Raw genomic sequence first — 18,915 nt, 5'->3', positions numbered from 1 at the left:
GGCCTCCTATCTTTCCAGGACCAGCGACTTGCCTTCGAAGCGCGACACGCACGGCATGATCTTGCAGCCGGAACGATGGTCTTCCTCGCTGAGCCAGTGGTCGTTGTGGATGAACTTGCCGTCATACGAGACGACGTTGGTCTCGCACTGGCCGCAGACACCGCCGCGGCAGAGATAGGGCGGATCGACGCCGGCGGCCTCGATCGCTTCGAGCAGGCTCTGCTGCTCGCCGACGCGGATGGTCTTGCCGCTAACGGCAAGTGTGACGTCGAACGGCAGGCCGGGCTGGGGTGCCGCGAAATGCTCGTAGTGCACGGTCTCCGCCGGCCAGCCGAGAGCCGCAGCGCGCTCGCGCACCCAGTTGATCATGCCGGCCGGGCCGCAGACATAGAGATGGGTGCCGAGCGGCTGCGAGGACAAGAGACGGTCGAGTTCGATGCGCTCGTCGCGGTCGTCGTGATAGAGCCGGACGCGACGGCCATAGCGCTCCTGCAGCACATCGGCATAGGTGCCGAGCGAGGCGGTGCGGCAGGTGTAGTGCAGCTCGAAATTGCCGCCGGACCCGGCGAGCTGCGCGGTCTGCGCCATGAACGGCGTGATCCCGATGCCGCCGGCAAGCATCAGATGCTTCTTTGCCCTGAGGTCGAGCGAGAACAGATTGACGGGGTAGCTGACCACCATCTCCAGGCCAGGCTTGACGCTCCGGTGCATGAACAACGAGCCGCCGCGGCCGACATCGTCGCGGCGCACCGAGATGGTGTATTCGCGGGTGTCGAGCGGCGATCCCATCAGCGAATAGGGATTGAGCCTTGTGCGGTCGCCATCGCGCATCTCGACCACGACATGGGCGCCGCCGGAAAAGGTCGGCAAAAGCTCACCGTCACGGCGGCGGAAATGGAAGCGCGTCACCAGTTCGTTGACCGGGACGACGTCGCTGACGACGACATCGAGCTTGGTGGTGCCGGTGCTCATGGGAAGACCTCCTCTATGGGAGGGATCTCCGAGCGATCCTCGGCATTTATGCAGACGCCCTGGAATGCTGCCAGCCGTCGCGAATAATGATCGCGCACCAGAAGCAGCAGGCCGCAATGCGCGCAGGTGGCCGGCTGCGTCGTCACATTTTCGGTGATGCCTTTGCAATGCACGCACTGCATGCGCCGCGCCAATGAGCCGCGATGCTCGGTCTGCATGGAGGTATGATCGATGCCGGCTTCGAGCGCCACGCGCATGGCCTGGCCGATCAGCCCTTCGGTGCCGGCGAGATAGAGGCGCAGGCCCATATGCGCGTTGGCAAGCGTCTGCTTCAGCCGGGGCAGCAGGCTGGCGAAGGTTGGCGCGACATGAAATTGCGCGGACTTCAGTGCCTCAAGAGCGGCAACGTGCTTGCCGTCGGCCCCGGGAATGAAGACGATTTCGGCGCCGTCGAAGAAGCCGGGGGGCGCCGTCCTTGCCATATCGACGATCGCCAGCGCGCCTTCCGCATCCGCCACGAAAAGATGATGCTTGCCGGGCTGCGGGGACAGGGTTCCGTAAATGGGCCGGCTGATGATCGTTTTGGCTGCCATTCTCTACTTCGTACCTCGAAACCCCTCGCTGTCGATTGTGCCTCAGCCTTTCGCCGTGCGCTTGGTCTTTTTGGGATCGTCGAAGGGCAGAGGCTGCGCCGTCGCCCTGATCGAACCGCTCTTGTTGCGGATCTCGAGCTTGGTGTCCTTGACCGCGCAGTCGACGTCGAGGCGGGCGATGCCCATCGATTTCTCGACCAGCGGCGAATACATGGCGCAGGTGACCACGCCCACCTTTTTGCCGTCGCGATAGACCGGCGCGCCCTCATCCGCGGGTTGCTTGCCGTCGAGCAGCACGCCGTAGATCTTGAAGCGCTCCTTGCCCTTGAGGCGGTAATGCTCTTCGGCGCCGCGAAAGCCGGTCTTGCCGGGGCTGACGGTGAAGTCGAGGCCGAGCTCCCACAGCGTGTCGCCGGGGCCTTCGTTCTCGAACGGATATTTCTGCGAGTTGTCATAGGGATAAAACAGCAAATAACTTTCGACGCGCAGCATATCGAGCGTGGTGAAGCGGCACGGAATGATGCCGGCGCTCTTGCCCTCGTCGAGGATCCTGTCCCAGATCGTGCCGGCGTCCTGGCCGCGGCAGAATATCTCGTAGCCGCGCTCGCCGGTATAGCCGGTGCGCGAGATCATGACGGGAAAGCCGAACAGCTGCGTCTGCATATGATGGAAATAGTTGAGGTCGCGAATGCCCGGCACATGCTTTGAGAGATAGTCGACCGCGGTCGGTCCCTGCAGCGACAGGTCGTGCAGATTGTCGTCGAAGCGCAGCGATACGTCGCGGCCGACGGAAGCGCGCTGCAATTCCTCATGGCCGGTGCCGGAGCCGTGCACCACCATCCAGGCGTTCGGCCCGGTGCGGTAGAGGATGCAGTCGTCGGTGAATTTTCCGGCCTCGTTCAGCATGCAGGCATAGGCCGACTTGCCGGGATAGATCTTCTCCACGTCGCGCGTCGTTGCCAGGTCGATGAGGTGTGAGGCGTGCGGCCCGGTGATGTGAACCTTCTTCAGGCCCGACACATCCATCAGCCCGGCCCTGGTGCGGATGGCGGTGTATTCCTCGTCGGCGTCCTTGTCGTAGGTCCAGGCGGTGCCCATGCCGCTCCAGTCTTCGAGCTTCGAGCCTAACGCGCGATGGCGATCCGCCAGGGTCGAAAATCTCCAGGATGCCGTCATCCGCAAATCCTCCGTTCGAAAATTCTATTGTGTTCCCGGCTCCCTGCGCGAGGCGGGAGCATTTGGTCGAATATTGATCGCAAACGTCCTGATGCCGCAATACCCGGAAGCAAATAATTTCATTGTCAGGCAAAATTCGCGGCTGGGGACAAACGGTTAACCCAACGTAAAATCGGCTTGACAATTGCTGGATTCGGCCCGAATTTATGAAAAAAATTTCACTCTGTTGAAAGAGGGCAGCGGGCGGCCAATTCGGGGTCGGGCGCTGGAAAAGGGGAAACCGATGTCAGACCTGCAGCAGCGCATCGAAGCGCTGTACCGTTCCGACCTGCGCGGATCCGCGCTCCTGATCATCTGCCTTTGGGCGACGATCCTCTTCGTGCTTGTCATGACATGGCCCTACATCCCGGACACCGGGATCAAGATCGTCGTCGCTATCGCTGCCGCCGCCGTGCTGATCTTCAATACGGCCGCCATCCTGGCGATGGTCAATCACTACAAGGAAGACAAGGACTTCATCTACGGTCTCGACATCAAGAACGCCGACGCGGCCCGCAACCGCAAGTCCTGAAAACAGAACGTCCTGAGGGGTAGAAGTCATGTCGCGCTACACGCCGCCGGAACAAGGCAAGGCCGGGCAGATTTTCGATATCGTGGTCGTCGTGGTCGCCATTTTCGTGGCGCTGTGGCTGCCATTGAAACTCGGCCTGGCGGGTGCGGCGAAATCCATCGACGCGCTCGATGCCAAAACCTGGGAAGCGTTGGGACAGAACCCGACCATGGCCTCGATCTGGGAAAAGCTCGGCTATACGCCGGAGACCGCGCACGACATCATCCAGAACCGCTTCCACTACATCATCGACTGGCCGACGCTGATCATCATGGCGGCGGTGCTGATCGGCTATTTCGTCTTCCTGTTCCGCGCCTCCGACCGCGAATATCGCGACGTCATCAACGAAAAGTTCGACGACAAGTAACGCCAGAGATTTTGGGGAAGCACGCTCATGTGGGTCGCACTCTCTTACGCATCGTGGGGCATCTCGGTCGTGCTTGCGCTGTGGATGCTCTACGACTGGTTCAAGATCGACACGACCTATTCCGAGGAGGTGCTGACTTCCTCGCGCGAAGGCGAGCTTGAAGCCGCTTCCGAAAAACACCGGATCTGAGTGGGGATTGAACAATGACGATCACGCTTGAACCGGCAATACACGGCGACAGGGTTTCACTGCTACGCGTGCTCGGCCCGGCCCATGTCTGGGCGCTTGGCGTCGGCATCGTGCTGGTCGGCGAATTCACCGGCTGGAATTTCTCGGCCGACAAGGGCGGCGCACTGGCGGCGCTGATCGTCTGCTGGGTGGTCGGGCTCTTGTACACTTCGGTCGCCATGATCGACTCCGAGGTGACATCGACGGTTGCCGCCGCCGGCGGCCAATACGCGCAGGCCAAGCACATTGTCGGGCCGCTGATGGCCTTCAACGTCGCGCTGTTCCTGGTCTTTGCCTACACCATGCTGGAGGTTTCGGACGCCATCCTGCTCGGCGACACCATCGTCGCCAAGGCCGGCGTCGAAGGGCTCACCCACAACTCCTTCATTGCCGCCACCATCGTCGTGCTGGCATGGCTGAACTATCGCGGCGTGCTGATGACGCTCAACGTCAACTTCGTCATCACGGCGATAGCCTATGTCTCGATCGTTATCCTGTTCTTCTCGGTCAGCCCCTGGACGCAGGGTGCTGTGCTGAAGCTCAACGAACTGGTCACCCCCGGCAATGCGCTGCCCTATGGCTGGATCGGCGTCATCGCGGCCTTCCAGTTCGGCATCTGGTACTATCTCGGCATCGAAGGCACCACGCAGGCCGCCGAGGAAGTGCGCTCGCCGGCGCGTTCGCTGCCTTACGGCACCATGGCCGGCATGATCACGCTTTTGATCGCCGCCGCCATGACCTGGTATGTCTGCGCCTCGCTGATGCCCTGGGAGTACCTCGGTATCACCTATTATCCCTTGTGGGACGCCGGCAAGCTGACCGGCAGCCCGCTGCTGGAAAACCTGTTGTTCGTCGCCACGCTGCTCGCGGCACTGGCGTCGGCCAATGGCTGTATCAACGATGCGGCCCGCGCGTGGTTCTCGCTTGGACGCGACCGCTATCTGCCGACATGGTTCTCGGCCGTGCACCCGAAATACCGCACGCCCTATCGCTCGATCCTGTTCCTGTTGCCGATCGCGCTCGCCTTCGCCTTCATCGCCGACCTCAACCAGGCGATCACCTTCTCAATCCTGTCGGGCGTGCTGCAATACACCTTCATGAGCATAAACATCATGATGTTCCGCAAAAAGTGGCCGCTGGGCACGATCCGCCGCGGCTATACGCACCCGTTCCACCCGATCCCGGCGATCGTGCTGTTTTGCCTCTGCGTGGTGACCTTCTTTGCGATCTTCCTCGGCTACGGCACGCAGCTGATCGCCATGGTCGCCTTCTACTTCCTGATCTCGCTGTGGTTCCACTTCTACCGTTACCGCTATGTGCGCCGCGGCGACCAGTTCACCATGCCGTGGCCGAAGCCGCAGGGCTATTGACAGGAGAGGGCCTGCCGGTCTGGGCGGGCATGGCGTGACGAGGTGTCTGACGTGACGACAGCATTGCTGGCCGGGGCGGTCGCCGTGGCTCTCGTCCTGCACCTCGCCTGGCATACGCGCGCCAGCCGCAAAAAGGCCAAGGCTGATCTTGCAGCCGAGGCAGCCAGCATCCGGACCGTCATCACAGATGCCGTTGATGTCTCCGATGGCACAGCCGGCGTTGTCACCTGGGCCGGCACATGGAACGGACAGCGCGTGCAGCTGCGCACCATCGTCGACACGCTGGCAACGCGAAAGCTGCCGGCGCGATGGTTGAGTGTCACGATCACAGAGCCGGTTGCGGTGCCGGCGACCTTCGACATGATGATGCGGCCGGGCTCGCCGACGACCTTCTCCAATTTCGATCATCTTCAGCATACGCTGCCGAAGGCTCCGGGATTTCCGGCTGAAGCCGTGCTGCGAACCGACCTCAGGGCGGCGCGCTTTCCGCAGAACCTGATCGCCAGCCATCTCGACATCTTTGCCGAAGGCCGCGCCAAGGAACTCTTGATCACCCCGAACGGCGTGCGCATCGTCTGGCTGCTGGCCGAGGCCGAGCGGGCGCGCTACGGCGTGTTCCGGCAGGCCGCATTCGGCGGCGCAAGGCTGGATCCAACGCTGGTCGAGAGACTGCTGACCTCGGCCTCAGTGCTGCGCGATGCCATCAACCGACAGGAAAGGCAGGTCGCATGAGCGCACCCGCACCGACAAACCCGTATCTGGTGCTCGGCGCTGCCATCGTCTTACCGGCCAGCGGCCACGTCATTCTGGGCGTGCCCGTGCGCGGCCTGCAGTTCCTGTTCTTCATGGTGATCCTCGCCTGGGTGACGGCCAAGATCGCGCCGGCCGATGCCAGCTTCGTCGGCCGCCACGCCGGCGGCTTCCTGATCTATGCGCTGTCGATCCTCGATGCCTACAGAATAGCCCGCATCCGCACCGCCACATGGATTCACAGCGCCCGCGACGGCGGCGATAGTTCACAAGGCCGCATCGAGCCGGATACGTAACTACAGGAATATTTTTTTCATACGATTGAATTCGCACGACGCATTCGATACATCATCGTCTAGTGGTAACGTCGGGAGGCTGACATGTGTGGAATCGTCGGACTTTTTCTGAAAGACAAGTCGCTTGAGCCGCAGCTCGGCTCGATGCTGTCGCAGATGCTGATATCGCTCAGCGATCGCGGCCCCGACAGCGCCGGCATTGCCATCTATGGCGCGCCTTCCAGGAATGAAGCCAAGATCACCATCCAGTCCGCGAAGCCCGAGCGCGATTTCCGCGGCCTCGACGCCGAACTCGCGAAGGCCATCGGCCCGCCGGTGAGCATAGCGGTGAAGTCCACCCATGCAGTGTTGAGAACCGCGCCCGACAAGGTCGATGCCGCGCGCGAAGCGCTGCAGTCAATCCGCCCCGACGTGCGCATCATGGGCGCCGGCGAAGCGGTGGAAATCTACAAGGAAGTCGGTCTGCCGGAAGCGGTCGTCGACCGCTTCGACGTCCGCTCGATGACCGGCACGCATGGCATCGGCCATACCCGCATGGCGACGGAATCGGCCGTCACCACTATGGGCGCGCATCCGTTCTCGACCGGCGCCGACCAGTGCCTGGTGCACAATGGCTCGCTGTCCAACCACAACAATGTGCGGCGTGAGCTGGTGCGGGAGGGCATGAAATTCGAGACCGAGAACGACACCGAGGTCGCCGCCGCCTATCTCTCCTCGCAGATGGCGCATGGCAAGAACCTCGGCGAGGCGCTGGAAGGTACGCTGTCCGACCTCGACGGCTTCTTCACCTTCGTCGTCGGCACCAAGAACGGTTTCGGCGTGGTGCGCGATCCGATCGCCTGCAAGCCCGCCGTCATGGCCGAGACCGACCAGTATGTCGCCTTCGGCTCGGAATATCGCGCGCTGACCAAACTGCCCGGCATAGACAATGCGAGGGTCTGGGAACCGGAACCCGCAACCGTCTATTTCTGGGAGCATTGAGCCCATGCCGGCAACCAAACTTTCGAAGGCGGCGCAAGACCAGGCGTCCCGGGTCTTCGATCTCAATGTGTCGTCGCTGCGAGAGCTCAACCAGGCGCTTCACAATCTGACGCCCGGCTCCAACGAAACGGCGTGGGAAGTGCTGCACCCGAAGGGCAGCCATTCGGTTGCCGTCGGCGTCGACCAGCCGGTCAGCATCGATGTGCGCGGCAGCGTCGGCTACTACTGCGCCGGGATGAATGACGGCGCTGCCATCACCGTGCACGGCTCGGCCGGACCTGGCGTCGGCGAAAACATGATGTCGGGCTCGATCGTCATCAAGGGCGACGCCAGCCAGTATGCCGGCGCCACCGGCAAGGGCGGGCTGCTCGTCATCGAGGGCAACGCATCCTCGCGCTGCGGCATCTCGATGAAGGGCATCGACATCGTCGTGCACGGCAATATCGGCCACATGTCGGCCTTCATGGCGCAGTCCGGCAATCTGGTGGTGCTGGGCGATGCCGGCGACGCACTTGGCGATTCCATCTACGAAGCGCGGCTGTTCGTGCGCGGCAAGGTCGAAAGCCTGGGCGCCGACTGCATCGCCAAGGAGATGCGGCCCGAGCATATCGAACTGCTGCAGGGACTGCTCGACCGCGCCGGCGTCACCGGCGTCAAGCCGTCGGAATTCAAGCGCTACGGCTCGGCGCGCACGCTCTACAATTTCAATATCGACAACGCCGACGCGTATTGAGGCAGCATGACCTACAAGAACCCGCCGACGACGCCGCGCAAATCCGCGACCTTCGACGACTACACGCTTTCCGAAATCCGCCGCGCGGCGGCGACCGGCATCTATGACATCAGGGGCGCCGGGGCCAAGCGCAAGCTGCCGCATTTCGACGACCTTTTGTTCCTCGGCGCCTCGATCTCGCGCTATCCGCTGGAAGGCTATCGCGAGCGGTGCGACACGTCGGTCGTGCTGGGCTCGCGCTATGCCAAGAAGCCGATCGAGCTGAAAATCCCGATCACCGTTGCCGGCATGAGCTTCGGGTCGCTGTCCGGCCCGGCCAAGGAAGCGCTCGGCCGTGGCGCTACGCTCTCAGGCACGTCGACCACCACGGGCGACGGCGGCATGACCGAGGAAGAGCGCGGCCATTCCAAGCAACTGGTCTACCAGTACCTGCCGTCACGCTACGGCATGAACCCCAGGGATTTGCGCCGTGCCGACGCCATCGAAGTCGTTGTCGGCCAGGGCGCCAAGCCCGGCGGCGGCGGCATGCTGTTGGGACAAAAGATTTCCGACCGCGTCGCCGAAATGCGCACGCTGCCGAAGGGCATCGACCAGCGCTCGGCCTCACGCCATCCCGACTGGACCGGGCCGGACGATCTCGAGATCAAGATCCTCGAGCTGCGCGAGATCACCGACTGGGAAAAGCCGATCTACGTCAAGGTCGGCGGCGCCCGCCCCTATTACGACACAGCACTTGCGGTGAAGGCCGGCGCCGATGTCGTCGTCGTCGACGGCATGCAGGGCGGCACGGCGGCCACCCAGGAAGTATTCATCGAAAATGTCGGCCAGCCGACGCTTGCCTGCATCAGGCCGGCGGTGCAGGCGCTGCAGGATCTCGGCATGCACCGCAAGGTGCAGCTGATCGTGTCGGGCGGCATCCGCAATGGCGCCGACGTCGCCAAGGCGCTGGCGCTCGGCGTCGACGCGGTGTCGATCGGCACGGCAGCGCTCGTCGCGCTCGGCGACAACGACCCGCGCTGGGAGGCCGAATACAATGCGCTCGGCACCACCGCCGGCGCCTATGACGACTGGCACGAGGGTCGCGACCCCGCGGGCATCACCACGCAGGACCCCGAACTGATGAAGCGGGTCGATCCGATCGCCGCCGGACGGCGGCTGGCGAACTACCTCAAGGTGATAACGCTGGAGGCGCAGACCATTGCGCGTGCCTGCGGCAAGAACAGCCTGCACAATCTCGAGCCCGAGGATCTCGTAGCCCTCACCATCGAAGCCGCCGCCATGGCTGGCGTGCCGCTGGCCGGCACCAACTGGATACCGGGGAAAAACGGCTTCTAAAAAACACATCAAAATAAGCGAGGAACTATAATGGGGAACGATCTCGCCGCATTCGCCAAAGAGAACGGCGTCAAATATTTCATGATTTCCTACACCGACCTGTTCGGCGGCCAGCGCGCCAAGCTGGTGCCGGCGCAGGCGATCGCCGACATGCAGAAGGACGGCGCCGGCTTCGCCGGTTTCGCCACCTGGCTCGACCTCACGCCGGCGCATCCTGATATGCTGGCGGTGCCGGATCCGGATTCGGTGATCCAGCTGCCGTGGAAGCCCGATGTCGCCTGGGTCGCCGCCAACTGCATCATGGACGACAAGGAAGTCGAGCAGGCGCCGCGCAACACGCTGCGCCGGCTGATCGCGGAAGCCGCCACTGACGGCATGCATGTCAAGACTGGCGTCGAGGCAGAGTTCTTCCTGATCTCGCCGGACGGCAGCGTCATCTCCGACAAATACGACACGGCTTCAAAACCCTGCTACGACCAGCAAGCGGTGATGCGCCGCTACGATGTCATCGCCGAGATTTGCGACCACATGTTGGCGCTGGGCTGGAGCCCCTACCAGAACGACCATGAGGACGCCAACGGCCAGTTCGAGATGAACTGGGCTTTCGACGATGTGCTCGCCACCGCCGACAAGCACTCCTTCTTCAAGTTCATGGTCAAGTCGGTGGCCGAGAAACACGGCCTGCGCGCGACCTTCATGCCAAAGCCTTTCCAGGGCCTGACCGGCAATGGCTGCCACGCCCATATTTCGGTCTGGGACAAGGCCGGCAAGGTCAACGTCTTTGCCGATAACGCGATGGAACTCGGCCTGTCGGCCAAGGGCAAGAATTTCCTCGGCGGCATCATGAAACATGCCTCGGCGCTGGCCGCCATCACCAACCCGACGGTGAACTCCTACAAACGCATCAACGCGCCGCGCACCATTTCGGGCGCCACCTGGGCGCCGAACACGGTGACCTGGACCGGAAACAACCGCACTCACATGGTGCGCGTGCCCGGCCCCGGCCGCTTCGAGCTGCGGTTGCCGGACGGCGCCGCAAACCCTTATCTGCTGCAGGCCGTCATCATTGCCGCCGGTCTCGACGGCATCCGCTCCAAGGCCGATCCCGGCAAGCGCTACGACATCGACATGTACCAGAACGGTCACACTGTGAAGGGCGCGCCGAAGCTGCCGCTCAACCTGCTCGACGCGCTTCGCGAATACGACAAGGACAAATCGCTCAAGGCGGCGCTGGGTGAGGAATTCTCGTCGGCTTATCTAAAGCTGAAGCAACAGGAATGGAATTCCTATGCTTCGCACTTCACGCAATGGGAGCGCGACCACACGCTGGACATATAATCGTCCTAGCGGTGCGAGCGACCTCGGAATGACCTGATGAAATATTCGATCTTCTCGCTCGCCCGTGCTGCCCTTTCCGGCCACAAGAACTGGCAGCGCACCTGGCGCGATGCGGCGCCCAAGGACCACTACGATGTTGTGATCATCGGCGGCGGCGGCCATGGGCTCGCCACCGCCTGGTTCCTCGCCAGCGAGTTCGGCATCAGAAACGTCGCCGTGCTGGAAAAGGGCTGGATCGGCTCCGGCAATGCCGGCCGCAACACCACCATCATCCGTTCCAATTACGGCCTGCCCGGCAATACCGGCTTCTACGAGCTTTCGATGAAGCTTTGGGAGCGGATGGAGCAGGACCTCAACTATAACGCCATGGTCAGCCAGCGCGGCGTCCTCAACCTCTATCATTCCGATGCGCAGCGCGACGCTTATGCGCGGCGCGGCAACACCATGCGCATCAATGGCATCGATGCCGAACTGCTCGACCAGGCGGCGCTGAAGAAGATGCTGCCGTTCCTGAATTTCGACCATGCGCGCTTTCCCGTGCAGGGCGGCCTCCTGCAGCGCCGCGGCGGCACCGCGCGGCATGACGCGGTGGTCTGGGGCTATGCCCATGCGGCGAGCGAACTCGGCGTCGACATCATCCAGAACTGCGAGGTCACCGGCTTTGTCCGGGACGGCAACGGCAAGGTGACTGGCGTCGAGACGTCGCGCGGCAAGATCGGCGCCGGCAAGGTCGGCATGGCAGTCGCCGGGTCATCGTCGCGTGTCGCAGCGATGGCGGGCATGCGCCTGCCGATCGAAAGCCATGTGCTGCAAGCTTTCGTCTCGGAGGCGATCAAGCCGCTCATCCCCGGCGTCATGACCTTCGGCGCCGGGCATTTCTATGTCAGCCAGTCGGACAAGGGCGGGCTGGTCTTCGGCGGCGACATCGATGGCTACAATTCCTACGCCCAGCGCGGCAATTTGCCTGTCATGGAAGATGTCTGCGAAGGCGGCATGGCGCTGATCCCGATGATCGGCCGCGTGCGGCTTCTGCGCCAGTGGGGCGGTATCATGGACATGTCGATGGATGGCTCGCCGATCATCGACAAGACACCGGTCGACGGGCTCTACCTCAACGCCGGCTGGTGTTATGGCGGCTTCAAGGCGACGCCCGGTTCCGGCTTCGTCTTTGCCCATCTTCTGGCGCGTGACGAAACGCACAAGGAGGCGGCGCTGTTTCGGCTCGACCGCTTCCAGCGCGGCGCCATGATCGACGAAAAGGGCCAAGGCGCCCAACCGAACCTGCATTGAGGCGGCCGGAACAAGATGCGTATCACCTGTCCTTTCTGCGGCGAACGCGAACTCGGCGAGTTCAGCTATCTCGGCGATGCCAAGCCTGTACGGCCGGCGGCGGATGCCGGCGAAGATGCCGTCTACGACTATGTCTATCTGCGCGACAACATCGCCGGCGTGATGGCAGAGAACTGGTATCACGGCGGTGGCTGCCGGGCCTGGCTGAAGGTCACCCGCAACACGCTGACGCACGAGATCTCGGCGGTGGAACCGGCGGCGGGGGCTGGTGCGAGCCAGGTGGAGACATGAGCTATTCTGTCGAGACCACAGCCGTCGCGAAAAGCGCCAGCCCCCTACCTCCCCCTTGTGGGGAGGTCGGACCGCAGGTCCGGGTGGGGGTCGGTGCCGCACCCCCACCCCGCTGCTGCGCAGCGACCCCCCCCACAAGGGGGAGGGTGAAGAGCGCGACGGTCCCGCCTGGCATTGGATCGATGAGAGGCCGGCCATCGTGAGTTCCAGCCAATCCCATCGTCTCACATCCGGCGGTCTCATCGACCGCTCGGCGCCGCTCAACTTCCGCTTCGATGGCAAGAGCCTCTCCGGCTTCCAGGGCGACACGCTGGCGTCGGCGCTGGTCGCCAATGGCGTCAAGCTGGTCGGCCGCTCGTTCAAATACCATCGTCCGCGCGGCATTCTGACTGCGGGCTCGGAAGAACCCAACGCGCTGGTCGAACTGCGCACCGGCGCACGGCGCGAGGCCAACACCAAGGCCACGACGGCCGAACTCTATGAAGGCCTCGAAGCGGCCAGCCAGAACCGCTGGCCGTCGCTGCGCCACGATGTGATGTCGGTGAACCAGCTGTTCGCACCGATCTTCGTCGCCGGCTTCTACTACAAAACCTTCATGTGGCCGGCAAAATTCTGGGAAATGGTCTACGAGCCGGCGATCCGACGCGCCGCGGGTCTGGGTCGCGCGGCGGTCACCCCCGATCCGGATCACTACGACAAGGCCTGGGCGCATTGCGATGTGGTGATCGCCGGCTCTGGTCCGGCCGGTCTCGCCGCCGCACTCGCTGCAGGCCGCAGCGGTGCGCGCGTCATCCTGTGCGAAGAAGATTTTGCGCCCGGCGGCCGTCTGTTGTCGGATGGCGGCACGATCGACGGTCTGCCGGCCGCGGAGTGGCTGTCGCGCACACTGGCCGAGCTCAGCTCGATGCCGGATGTCCGCATCATGACCCGCACGACCCTGTTCGGCGTCTATGACGGCGGTACCTATGGCGCGATCGAGCGGGTCAACGATCATCTGCCGGTGCCGCCCGAGCATCAGGTGCGCCAGCGCCTGTGGCGCATCGTGGCCAAGCGCTGCGTCGTCGCCGCCGGCGCGATTGAGCGTCCCATCGTCTTTGCCGGCAATGACACGCCCGGCGTGATGATGGCGTCCGCCATCCGCACCTACGTCACACGTTATGCGGCGACGCCGGCAAAGCGGATCGCGCTGTTCACCAACAATGAGGATGGCTGGCGCACGGTCGAGACGGCACTCGGCGCCGGGCTGCAGATCGCGGCGGTGATCGACGCGCGGCCTGACGTCTCGCCTGCCCATCGTTCTCTCGCTTCCATGAACGGCTTCACCGTGCTGCATGGTTCGGTCAGCGGCGTCGACGGCGGCAAGGACGGCGTAAGAAAAATAGCGGTGTCGCTGACCGGCGGCGCGCGCGCCGAGGTCGAGGCCGACGGGCTTGCCGTTTCCGGCGGCTGGAATCCGGCGGTCGGGCTCACCTCTTACCATCGCGGCCGGCCGAAATGGCGAGACGACATCGCCGCCTTCGTGCCGGACGGCGCGCCGCCCGGTATGGTCGCCGCAGGTGCGGCTAACGGCGACTTCGGGCTAGGCGCCTGCCTGCGCGCAGGTTTCGAGGCCGGCGCCGCAGCGGCGCGGGACGCGGGACGCAATGGCAATCCGGGCTCTGCAGCTGTTGCCGGCGACGAGTCCTTCTCACTGACCCCGCTCTGGCACGTCGCCGGCAAAGGCAAGGCCTTTGTAGACCAGCAGCATGACGTCACCGCGTCCGACATCGAGCTGGCGCAGCGCGAGGGTTTTGAATCGGTCGAGCATCTGAAGCGCTACACCACGCTCGGCATGGCGACCGACCAGGGCAAGACGTCCAATGTCGCCGGCCTCGCCATCATGGCGGCGGTGTCGGGCAAATCCATTCCCGAGACCGGCACGACCATCTATCGCCCGCCGTACGTGCCGGTCGCCATCGGCGCCTTTGCCGGCCACCATCGCGACGAAAATTTCCATGCGACGCGGCTGACGCCGTCGCATCACTGGGCGGCCGAACAAGGCGCGATCTTTGTCGACACCGGCCTGTGGAAGCGCGCGCAATGGTATCCGCGCGCGGGCGAGAAGGACTGGCTGGAATCGGTCACCCGCGAGGTCAAGGCGGTGCGCTCGGGCGTCGGCTTCTGCGATGTCTCGACGCTGGGCAAGATCGATGTGCACGGCCCCGATGCCGGCGCCTTCCTCGACCGCGTCTACATCAACACCTTCTCAAACCTTGCCGTGGGAAAAGCCCGCTACGGGCTGATGCTGCGCGAGGACGGCCTCGTCTATGATGACGGCACGACCTCGCGGCTGGCCGAGGACCATTATTTCCTCACCACGACCACGGCGAAGGCCGGGCTGGTGATGCAGCATCTCGAATTCTGCCGGCAGGTGCTATTCCCCGAACTCGACGTGCAACTGACCTCGGTCTCCGACCAGTGGGCGCAATTCTCGATTGCCGGGCCAAGGACGCGAGACCTGTTGAAGGAAATCGTCGACCCTGCCGAGGACCTTTCGAACGAAGGTTTTCCATTCATGGGCGTGCGCGAAGTCGCTTTGCGCGGCGGCATCAAGGCGCGGCTGTTCCGCATCTCCTTCTCCGGCGAGATGGCGTTCGAGATTTCGGTGCCGGCGCGTTACGGTGAAGCGATGGCACGCAATTTGATGCTGGCGGGAAAACCGTTCGGCGTGACGCCGTATGGCACAGAAGCCCTCGGCGTCATGCGCGTTGAAAAGGGCCATGTCGCCGGACCGGAACTGAGCGGCACGACGACCGCCGCCGATCTCGGTCTCGGCAAGATGATGTCGACCAAGAAGGATTTCATCGGTCGCGTCATGGCCGGCCGCGAGGCGCTGGTGGCGCCGGACCGGCAGGTCGTGGTCGGCATCAAGCCGGTCGACAAGGCGCGCCGCCTGCGCTCCGGCGCGCACATCATCCCGAAGGGCCAGACGCCCGGGCCTGATAACGACCAGGGCTACGTCACCTCGGTCTGCTTCTCGCCGACGCTCGACCAGTGGATCGGTCTCGGCCTTGTCGAGCGCGGCCGCGAACGCATCGGCGAGATCGTCCATGCGCATGATCCGCTGCGCGGTGAAGACTATGATGTCGAGCTCTGCAACCCCGTCTTCTACGATCCCGATGGAGGGCGCCAGCGTGGCTGATTTTTCCTGGGATGTTCGCAGCCCGCTCGAGCGCGCGCTCGCTCCTGGCGCTTACGGCGTGCAAGGCGATGCCGGTGTGTCGTTGGCCGAGATCCGCAATTTCGACCTCGTCCAGGTGATGGCACGGCGCGGCAAGGCGGGTGATTTGGCCGAGGCCGCGAACGCTCGTTTCGGCGTCGCGGCTCCGGAAACGCCGAAGGCGGTTGGCACCGCGGATGCGACGCTGATCTGGTCGGGACCGGATCAGTTTTTTGTCCTGTCGAAGGGTGGCAGGACTGAGGTGCTCGCTCAGACCTTTGCATCTTCCGCCTCACTATCCGACCAATCGCATGCCCGCGTGCTGATCAGCGTCTGCGGCCCCAAGGCGCGCGCCATGCTGGCGAAACTGTCGTCGATTGATTTGCATCCCGATGCGTTTCCGGTTGGCGCTGCTGCCGCGACTTCGATGGATCACACCAGCGTCACGCTCTGGCGTGGTGGTGACAAGGCGGATGGGCAGGCGGTGTTCAACATCCTGGTGTTTGCGACGTTTGCCGAAAGTCTGTGGCACACGATGTTGGATTCGGCTGCGGAGTATGGTGTGGCTATCGAGCATTCCGAGGAGCTTTAGCTCGATAGTTTCAGATGTTGGCGCCGCCCTCATTGCCCTGCCGGGCATTTCTCCCCGTATAGTGACGGGGAGAAAGAAGCTGGCCGCAGCCTCGGCGCTCATCCTGCAACGTTGGCGATTGGCGAAGCCGGCGACGACAGCTTCGCCCGTTTACGGGGAGAAGATGGCGGCAGCCAGATGAGGGGCGGCGCTGGCGTTCGGAAGATGGGTTTGATTGGAAGGGTCTAACCTGCAGCGACCGCGTCGAGAACGCCACCTCCACCTTGCCAAACCCAACCGCGCTGCTATTCTTGCTGCTAAAATAATTTTACACACAGGCAAACTTGTTTCTGTAACCGCAAGGCTGAGATGAGCCAGTCGCCCTACCCTTCAGTGACAGCCGGGCCGCCGCGGCCGAGCCTCATCCTGAGGCCCGGCCAGATCGCGCTGCCGCCGGGCATGGAGCGCCATACTATCCTGGGGAATGGCGCGGTGCTGATCGAGGTCGAGGCCGGCGATACGTTCACCGTGCGCAATGTCGAGGGCGGGCAGGCTTGCGAGTTGCTGGCCTGGGACAGGACCGGCGCCACCGATCCTTCCATCCTCGGCGAAAAGTCCAACAGCAATGCCGCCGGGATCAAGGCGCTTCTGGCCGAGGGCGATGACAGCCTGGCTTCCGTCCGTCGTGGCCTTGAGCGCCGCCAGGTGCAGCTCGACGAGCCCAAGGCGGTGCGTGTGTTCGGCGGCGCAACGCCTGCCGGCACCGAGCAGGCATTCACGGTCAGGCGCGAAGGCGCGATGCTGATTGCCGCACCCGGCGGGCCGATGCTCGTCGACAGCCATGATACGGCAACGCCGCTCACCGTCATGGTGCGCCGCGCCACCGTGCGCCTGAAGACAAAGTCGCAGCTGGCCGATCCGCTTGCCGATCCGGTGCTCGATCTGCGCGTCCATTCGGCGACAGCCGAATCCTATTTCGTCAAGGCGGGCGACTACCTGCAGATCATCGATGTCGACGGCCGCCAGTGCACCGATTTCCAGTGCTTCTCGGCGCGCAAGCTGGACAAGGGGCTGGACCATCCGCTCGACGTAACGACGACGCGCACGCTGATGGGGTCGAGCTACCCGATGCCGGGCCTGCATTCGAAATATTACGACCAGGACATGGAGCCGCTGGTCGAGGTTATCCAGGACACATGCGGGCGACACGACGCATTCGCGCTGGCGTGTGCCGCCAAATATTACGATGACATCGGCTATCCCGGCCACACCAACTGCTCGGAGAACTTCAATCGCGCGCTGGCCGACAAGGGCGTGACGCCCCGCGCCGGCTGGATGGCGATCAACTTCTTCTTCAACACGGAGATCGACGCCCATGGCGTGATGGTGTCGGATGAGCCGTGGTCGCGCGCCGGCGACTATGTCCTGCTCAGGGCGCTCACCGACATCGTCTGCGTCTCCTCCGCCTGTCCCGACGACACGACACCGGCCAATGGCTGGAACCCGACCGACATCCATGTGCGAACCTATTCCGGCCAGCACAAATTCTCGCGAGCGATCGCCAGACGCATGACGCCCGATTCGGAACCGAAAATGACCCGCGAGACCGCCTTCCATTCAAGCTTCGCCAAGCACACCCGCAACTTCGTGGAATACCGGGGTTATTGGCTGGCCAATTCTTTCGCCAAAGAGGGGCCGATCGCCGAGTACTGGGCCTGCCGGCAGGACGCGGTGATCATGGACCTGTCGCCGCTGCGCAAGTTCGAGGTCACCGGTCCCGATTCCGAAGCGCTGCTGCAATACACGCTGACCCGCGACGTCAAGAAGCTCGGCGTCGGCCAGGTCGTCTATTCCGCCATGTGCTACGAGCATGGCGGCATGATCGACGACGGCACGCTGCTGCGGCTCGGCAAGGACAATTTCCGCTGGGTCGGCGGCGATGACCTGTCCGGCGAATGGCTGCGCGAGACGGCAAAGAAGCTTGGCCTCAAGGTGCTGGTGCGCTCGTCCACCGACCAGATGCACAATGTCGCTGTCCAAGGGCCGAAGAGCCGTGACATTTTGCGAGAGGTGGTCTGGACCTCGCCGCTGCAACCGTCGATCGACGAACTCGAATGGTTCCGCTTCGCTGTCGCGCGCATCGGCGGCGGCAATGGCATTCCGGTCGTGGTGTCGCGCACCGGTTATACCGGCGAACTCGGCTACGAAATCTGGTGCCACCCACGCGACGCCGAAAAAGTGTTCGATGCCATCTGGGAGGCCGGCCAGCCGCACGGGCTGAAGCCGATGGGCCTGCAGGCACTCGACATGGTGCGCATCGAAGCCGGGCTGATCTTCGCCGGTTACGAATTCTCCGACCAGACCGACCCGTTCGAGGCGGGCATTGGCTTCACCGTGCCGTTGAAGGCCAAGACCGACGATTTCATCGGCCGCGAGGCTCTGATAAGGCGCAAGGAACATCCGCAGCACAAGCTCGTTGGCCTCGACATCGACAGCAATGTCGCCGTCGGCCATGGGGATTGCGTCCATATCGGCCGCGCCCAGATCGGTGTCGTCACCTCGGGCATGCGCTCGCCGGTGCTGAACAAAAACATCGCTCTGGCGAGGCTTGACGTCACCCACGCGGCAATCGGCACAGAGGTGGAGATCGGCAAGCTCGACGGTCATGCCAAGCGGCTGCCGGCGCGGGTGGTGGCCTTCGCTCACTACGATCCGCAAAAGACCAGGCCGCGATCCTGAGGGTTGCACCCCCGGCCCTTCGCAGGCTCAGAGCGTTCGAAGCTCGAAAGCAATTGGCTTTCCGTCCGCTACCGCG

The 18,915-nt window shown here is 63.6% G+C and carries 18 protein-coding genes; 15 read left to right on the top strand and 3 right to left on the bottom strand.

Features of this window, described 5'->3' with window-relative positions; genetic code table 11:
• Positions 1-6: 6 nt before the first annotated feature.
• The 3 genes from AC3EMP_RS12600 to AC3EMP_RS12590 are packed head-to-tail and all read right to left on the bottom strand — an operon-like array spanning position 7 to position 2,741.
• Entirely contained in the window at positions 7-972 is a 966-nt protein-coding gene (locus tag AC3EMP_RS12600; RefSeq protein ID WP_023687064.1) for a PDR/VanB family oxidoreductase, read from the bottom strand.
• On the bottom strand, positions 969-1,565 hold the full coding sequence (locus AC3EMP_RS12595) for a dimethylamine monooxygenase subunit DmmA family protein (RefSeq protein WP_352711067.1): 597 nt from the start codon (positions 1,563-1,565) through the stop codon (positions 969-971). The genes AC3EMP_RS12600 and AC3EMP_RS12595 overlap by 4 nt, the downstream gene beginning before the upstream one ends.
• Positions 1,566-1,607: 42 nt before the next feature.
• Positions 1,608-2,741 carry an aminomethyl transferase family protein gene (locus tag AC3EMP_RS12590; RefSeq protein WP_023668543.1) on the bottom strand — a complete coding sequence of 378 codons (1,134 nt, stop codon included), beginning with the start codon at positions 2,739-2,741 and terminating at the stop codon, positions 1,608-1,610.
• Between the two features lie 283 nt (positions 2,742-3,024).
• On the opposite strand from AC3EMP_RS12590, the gene AC3EMP_RS12585 reads away from it, so the two are divergent.
• From AC3EMP_RS12585 to AC3EMP_RS12515, 15 genes are all read left to right on the top strand, one after another.
• Entirely contained in the window at positions 3,025-3,312 is a 288-nt protein-coding gene (locus tag AC3EMP_RS12585) for a hypothetical protein (RefSeq protein WP_023668544.1), read from the top strand.
• Positions 3,313-3,340: 28 nt separating this feature from the next.
• A complete protein-coding gene (locus AC3EMP_RS12580) occupies positions 3,341-3,718 on the top strand; it encodes a hypothetical protein (RefSeq protein WP_023668545.1) in 378 nt (125 codons plus the stop codon).
• Positions 3,719-3,745: 27 nt separating this feature from the next.
• Positions 3,746-3,907, top strand: a complete 162-nt coding sequence (locus AC3EMP_RS12575; RefSeq protein ID WP_023668546.1) for a hypothetical protein — start codon at positions 3,746-3,748, stop codon at positions 3,905-3,907.
• 14 nt (positions 3,908-3,921) lie between these two features.
• Positions 3,922-5,316, top strand: coding sequence for an APC family permease (locus AC3EMP_RS12570; RefSeq protein WP_023668547.1), 1,395 nt, complete (start codon positions 3,922-3,924; stop codon positions 5,314-5,316).
• Between the two features lie 42 nt (positions 5,317-5,358).
• Positions 5,359-6,048, top strand: coding sequence for a hypothetical protein (locus tag AC3EMP_RS12565; RefSeq protein ID WP_023704841.1), 690 nt, complete (start codon positions 5,359-5,361; stop codon positions 6,046-6,048).
• Positions 6,045-6,362: a hypothetical protein gene (locus AC3EMP_RS12560; protein WP_023668549.1), complete on the top strand. Its 318-nt coding sequence runs from the start codon at positions 6,045-6,047 to the stop codon at positions 6,360-6,362. The genes AC3EMP_RS12565 and AC3EMP_RS12560 overlap by 4 nt, the downstream gene beginning before the upstream one ends.
• A gap of 84 nt (positions 6,363-6,446) precedes the next feature.
• On the top strand, positions 6,447-7,343 hold the full coding sequence (locus AC3EMP_RS12555; RefSeq protein WP_352711065.1) for a class II glutamine amidotransferase: 897 nt from the start codon (positions 6,447-6,449) through the stop codon (positions 7,341-7,343).
• 4 nt (positions 7,344-7,347) lie between these two features.
• Positions 7,348-8,076, top strand: coding sequence for a GltB/FmdC/FwdC-like GXGXG domain-containing protein (locus AC3EMP_RS12550; RefSeq protein WP_352711063.1), 729 nt, complete (start codon positions 7,348-7,350; stop codon positions 8,074-8,076).
• Positions 8,077-8,082: 6 nt separating this feature from the next.
• The gene (locus tag AC3EMP_RS12545) at positions 8,083-9,411 is read left to right on the top strand and encodes an FMN-binding glutamate synthase family protein (protein ID WP_023687061.1); all 1,329 of its coding nucleotides are present in this window, start codon (positions 8,083-8,085) and stop codon (positions 9,409-9,411) included.
• Positions 9,412-9,441: 30 nt separating this feature from the next.
• Positions 9,442-10,749 (top strand): type III glutamate--ammonia ligase, encoded by a 1,308-nt coding sequence (glnT, locus tag AC3EMP_RS12540; protein WP_023684436.1) that lies wholly within the window; start codon positions 9,442-9,444, stop codon positions 10,747-10,749.
• Between the two features lie 36 nt (positions 10,750-10,785).
• The gene (locus AC3EMP_RS12535; RefSeq protein ID WP_023668554.1) at positions 10,786-12,039 is read left to right on the top strand and encodes a sarcosine oxidase subunit beta family protein; all 1,254 of its coding nucleotides are present in this window, start codon (positions 10,786-10,788) and stop codon (positions 12,037-12,039) included.
• A gap of 15 nt (positions 12,040-12,054) precedes the next feature.
• Positions 12,055-12,330 carry a sarcosine oxidase subunit delta gene (locus AC3EMP_RS12530; protein WP_023684437.1) on the top strand — a complete coding sequence of 92 codons (276 nt, stop codon included), beginning with the start codon at positions 12,055-12,057 and terminating at the stop codon, positions 12,328-12,330.
• A gap of 199 nt (positions 12,331-12,529) precedes the next feature.
• Entirely contained in the window at positions 12,530-15,511 is a 2,982-nt protein-coding gene (locus tag AC3EMP_RS12525) for a sarcosine oxidase subunit alpha (protein ID WP_352842590.1), read from the top strand.
• Positions 15,504-16,121: a sarcosine oxidase subunit gamma gene (locus AC3EMP_RS12520; RefSeq protein ID WP_023735622.1), complete on the top strand. Its 618-nt coding sequence runs from the start codon at positions 15,504-15,506 to the stop codon at positions 16,119-16,121. Before AC3EMP_RS12525 ends, AC3EMP_RS12520 begins: the two co-directional genes overlap by 8 nt.
• A 348-nt stretch (positions 16,122-16,469) precedes the next feature.
• Positions 16,470-18,839: a trimethylamine N-oxide demethylase gene (locus tag AC3EMP_RS12515; protein ID WP_352596838.1), complete on the top strand. Its 2,370-nt coding sequence runs from the start codon at positions 16,470-16,472 to the stop codon at positions 18,837-18,839.
• Positions 18,840-18,915 lie beyond the last annotated feature (76 nt).

The organism is Mesorhizobium sp. P160219 (assembly GCF_057786095.1).
This window is presented reverse-complemented; position numbering and strand designations above follow the sequence as displayed.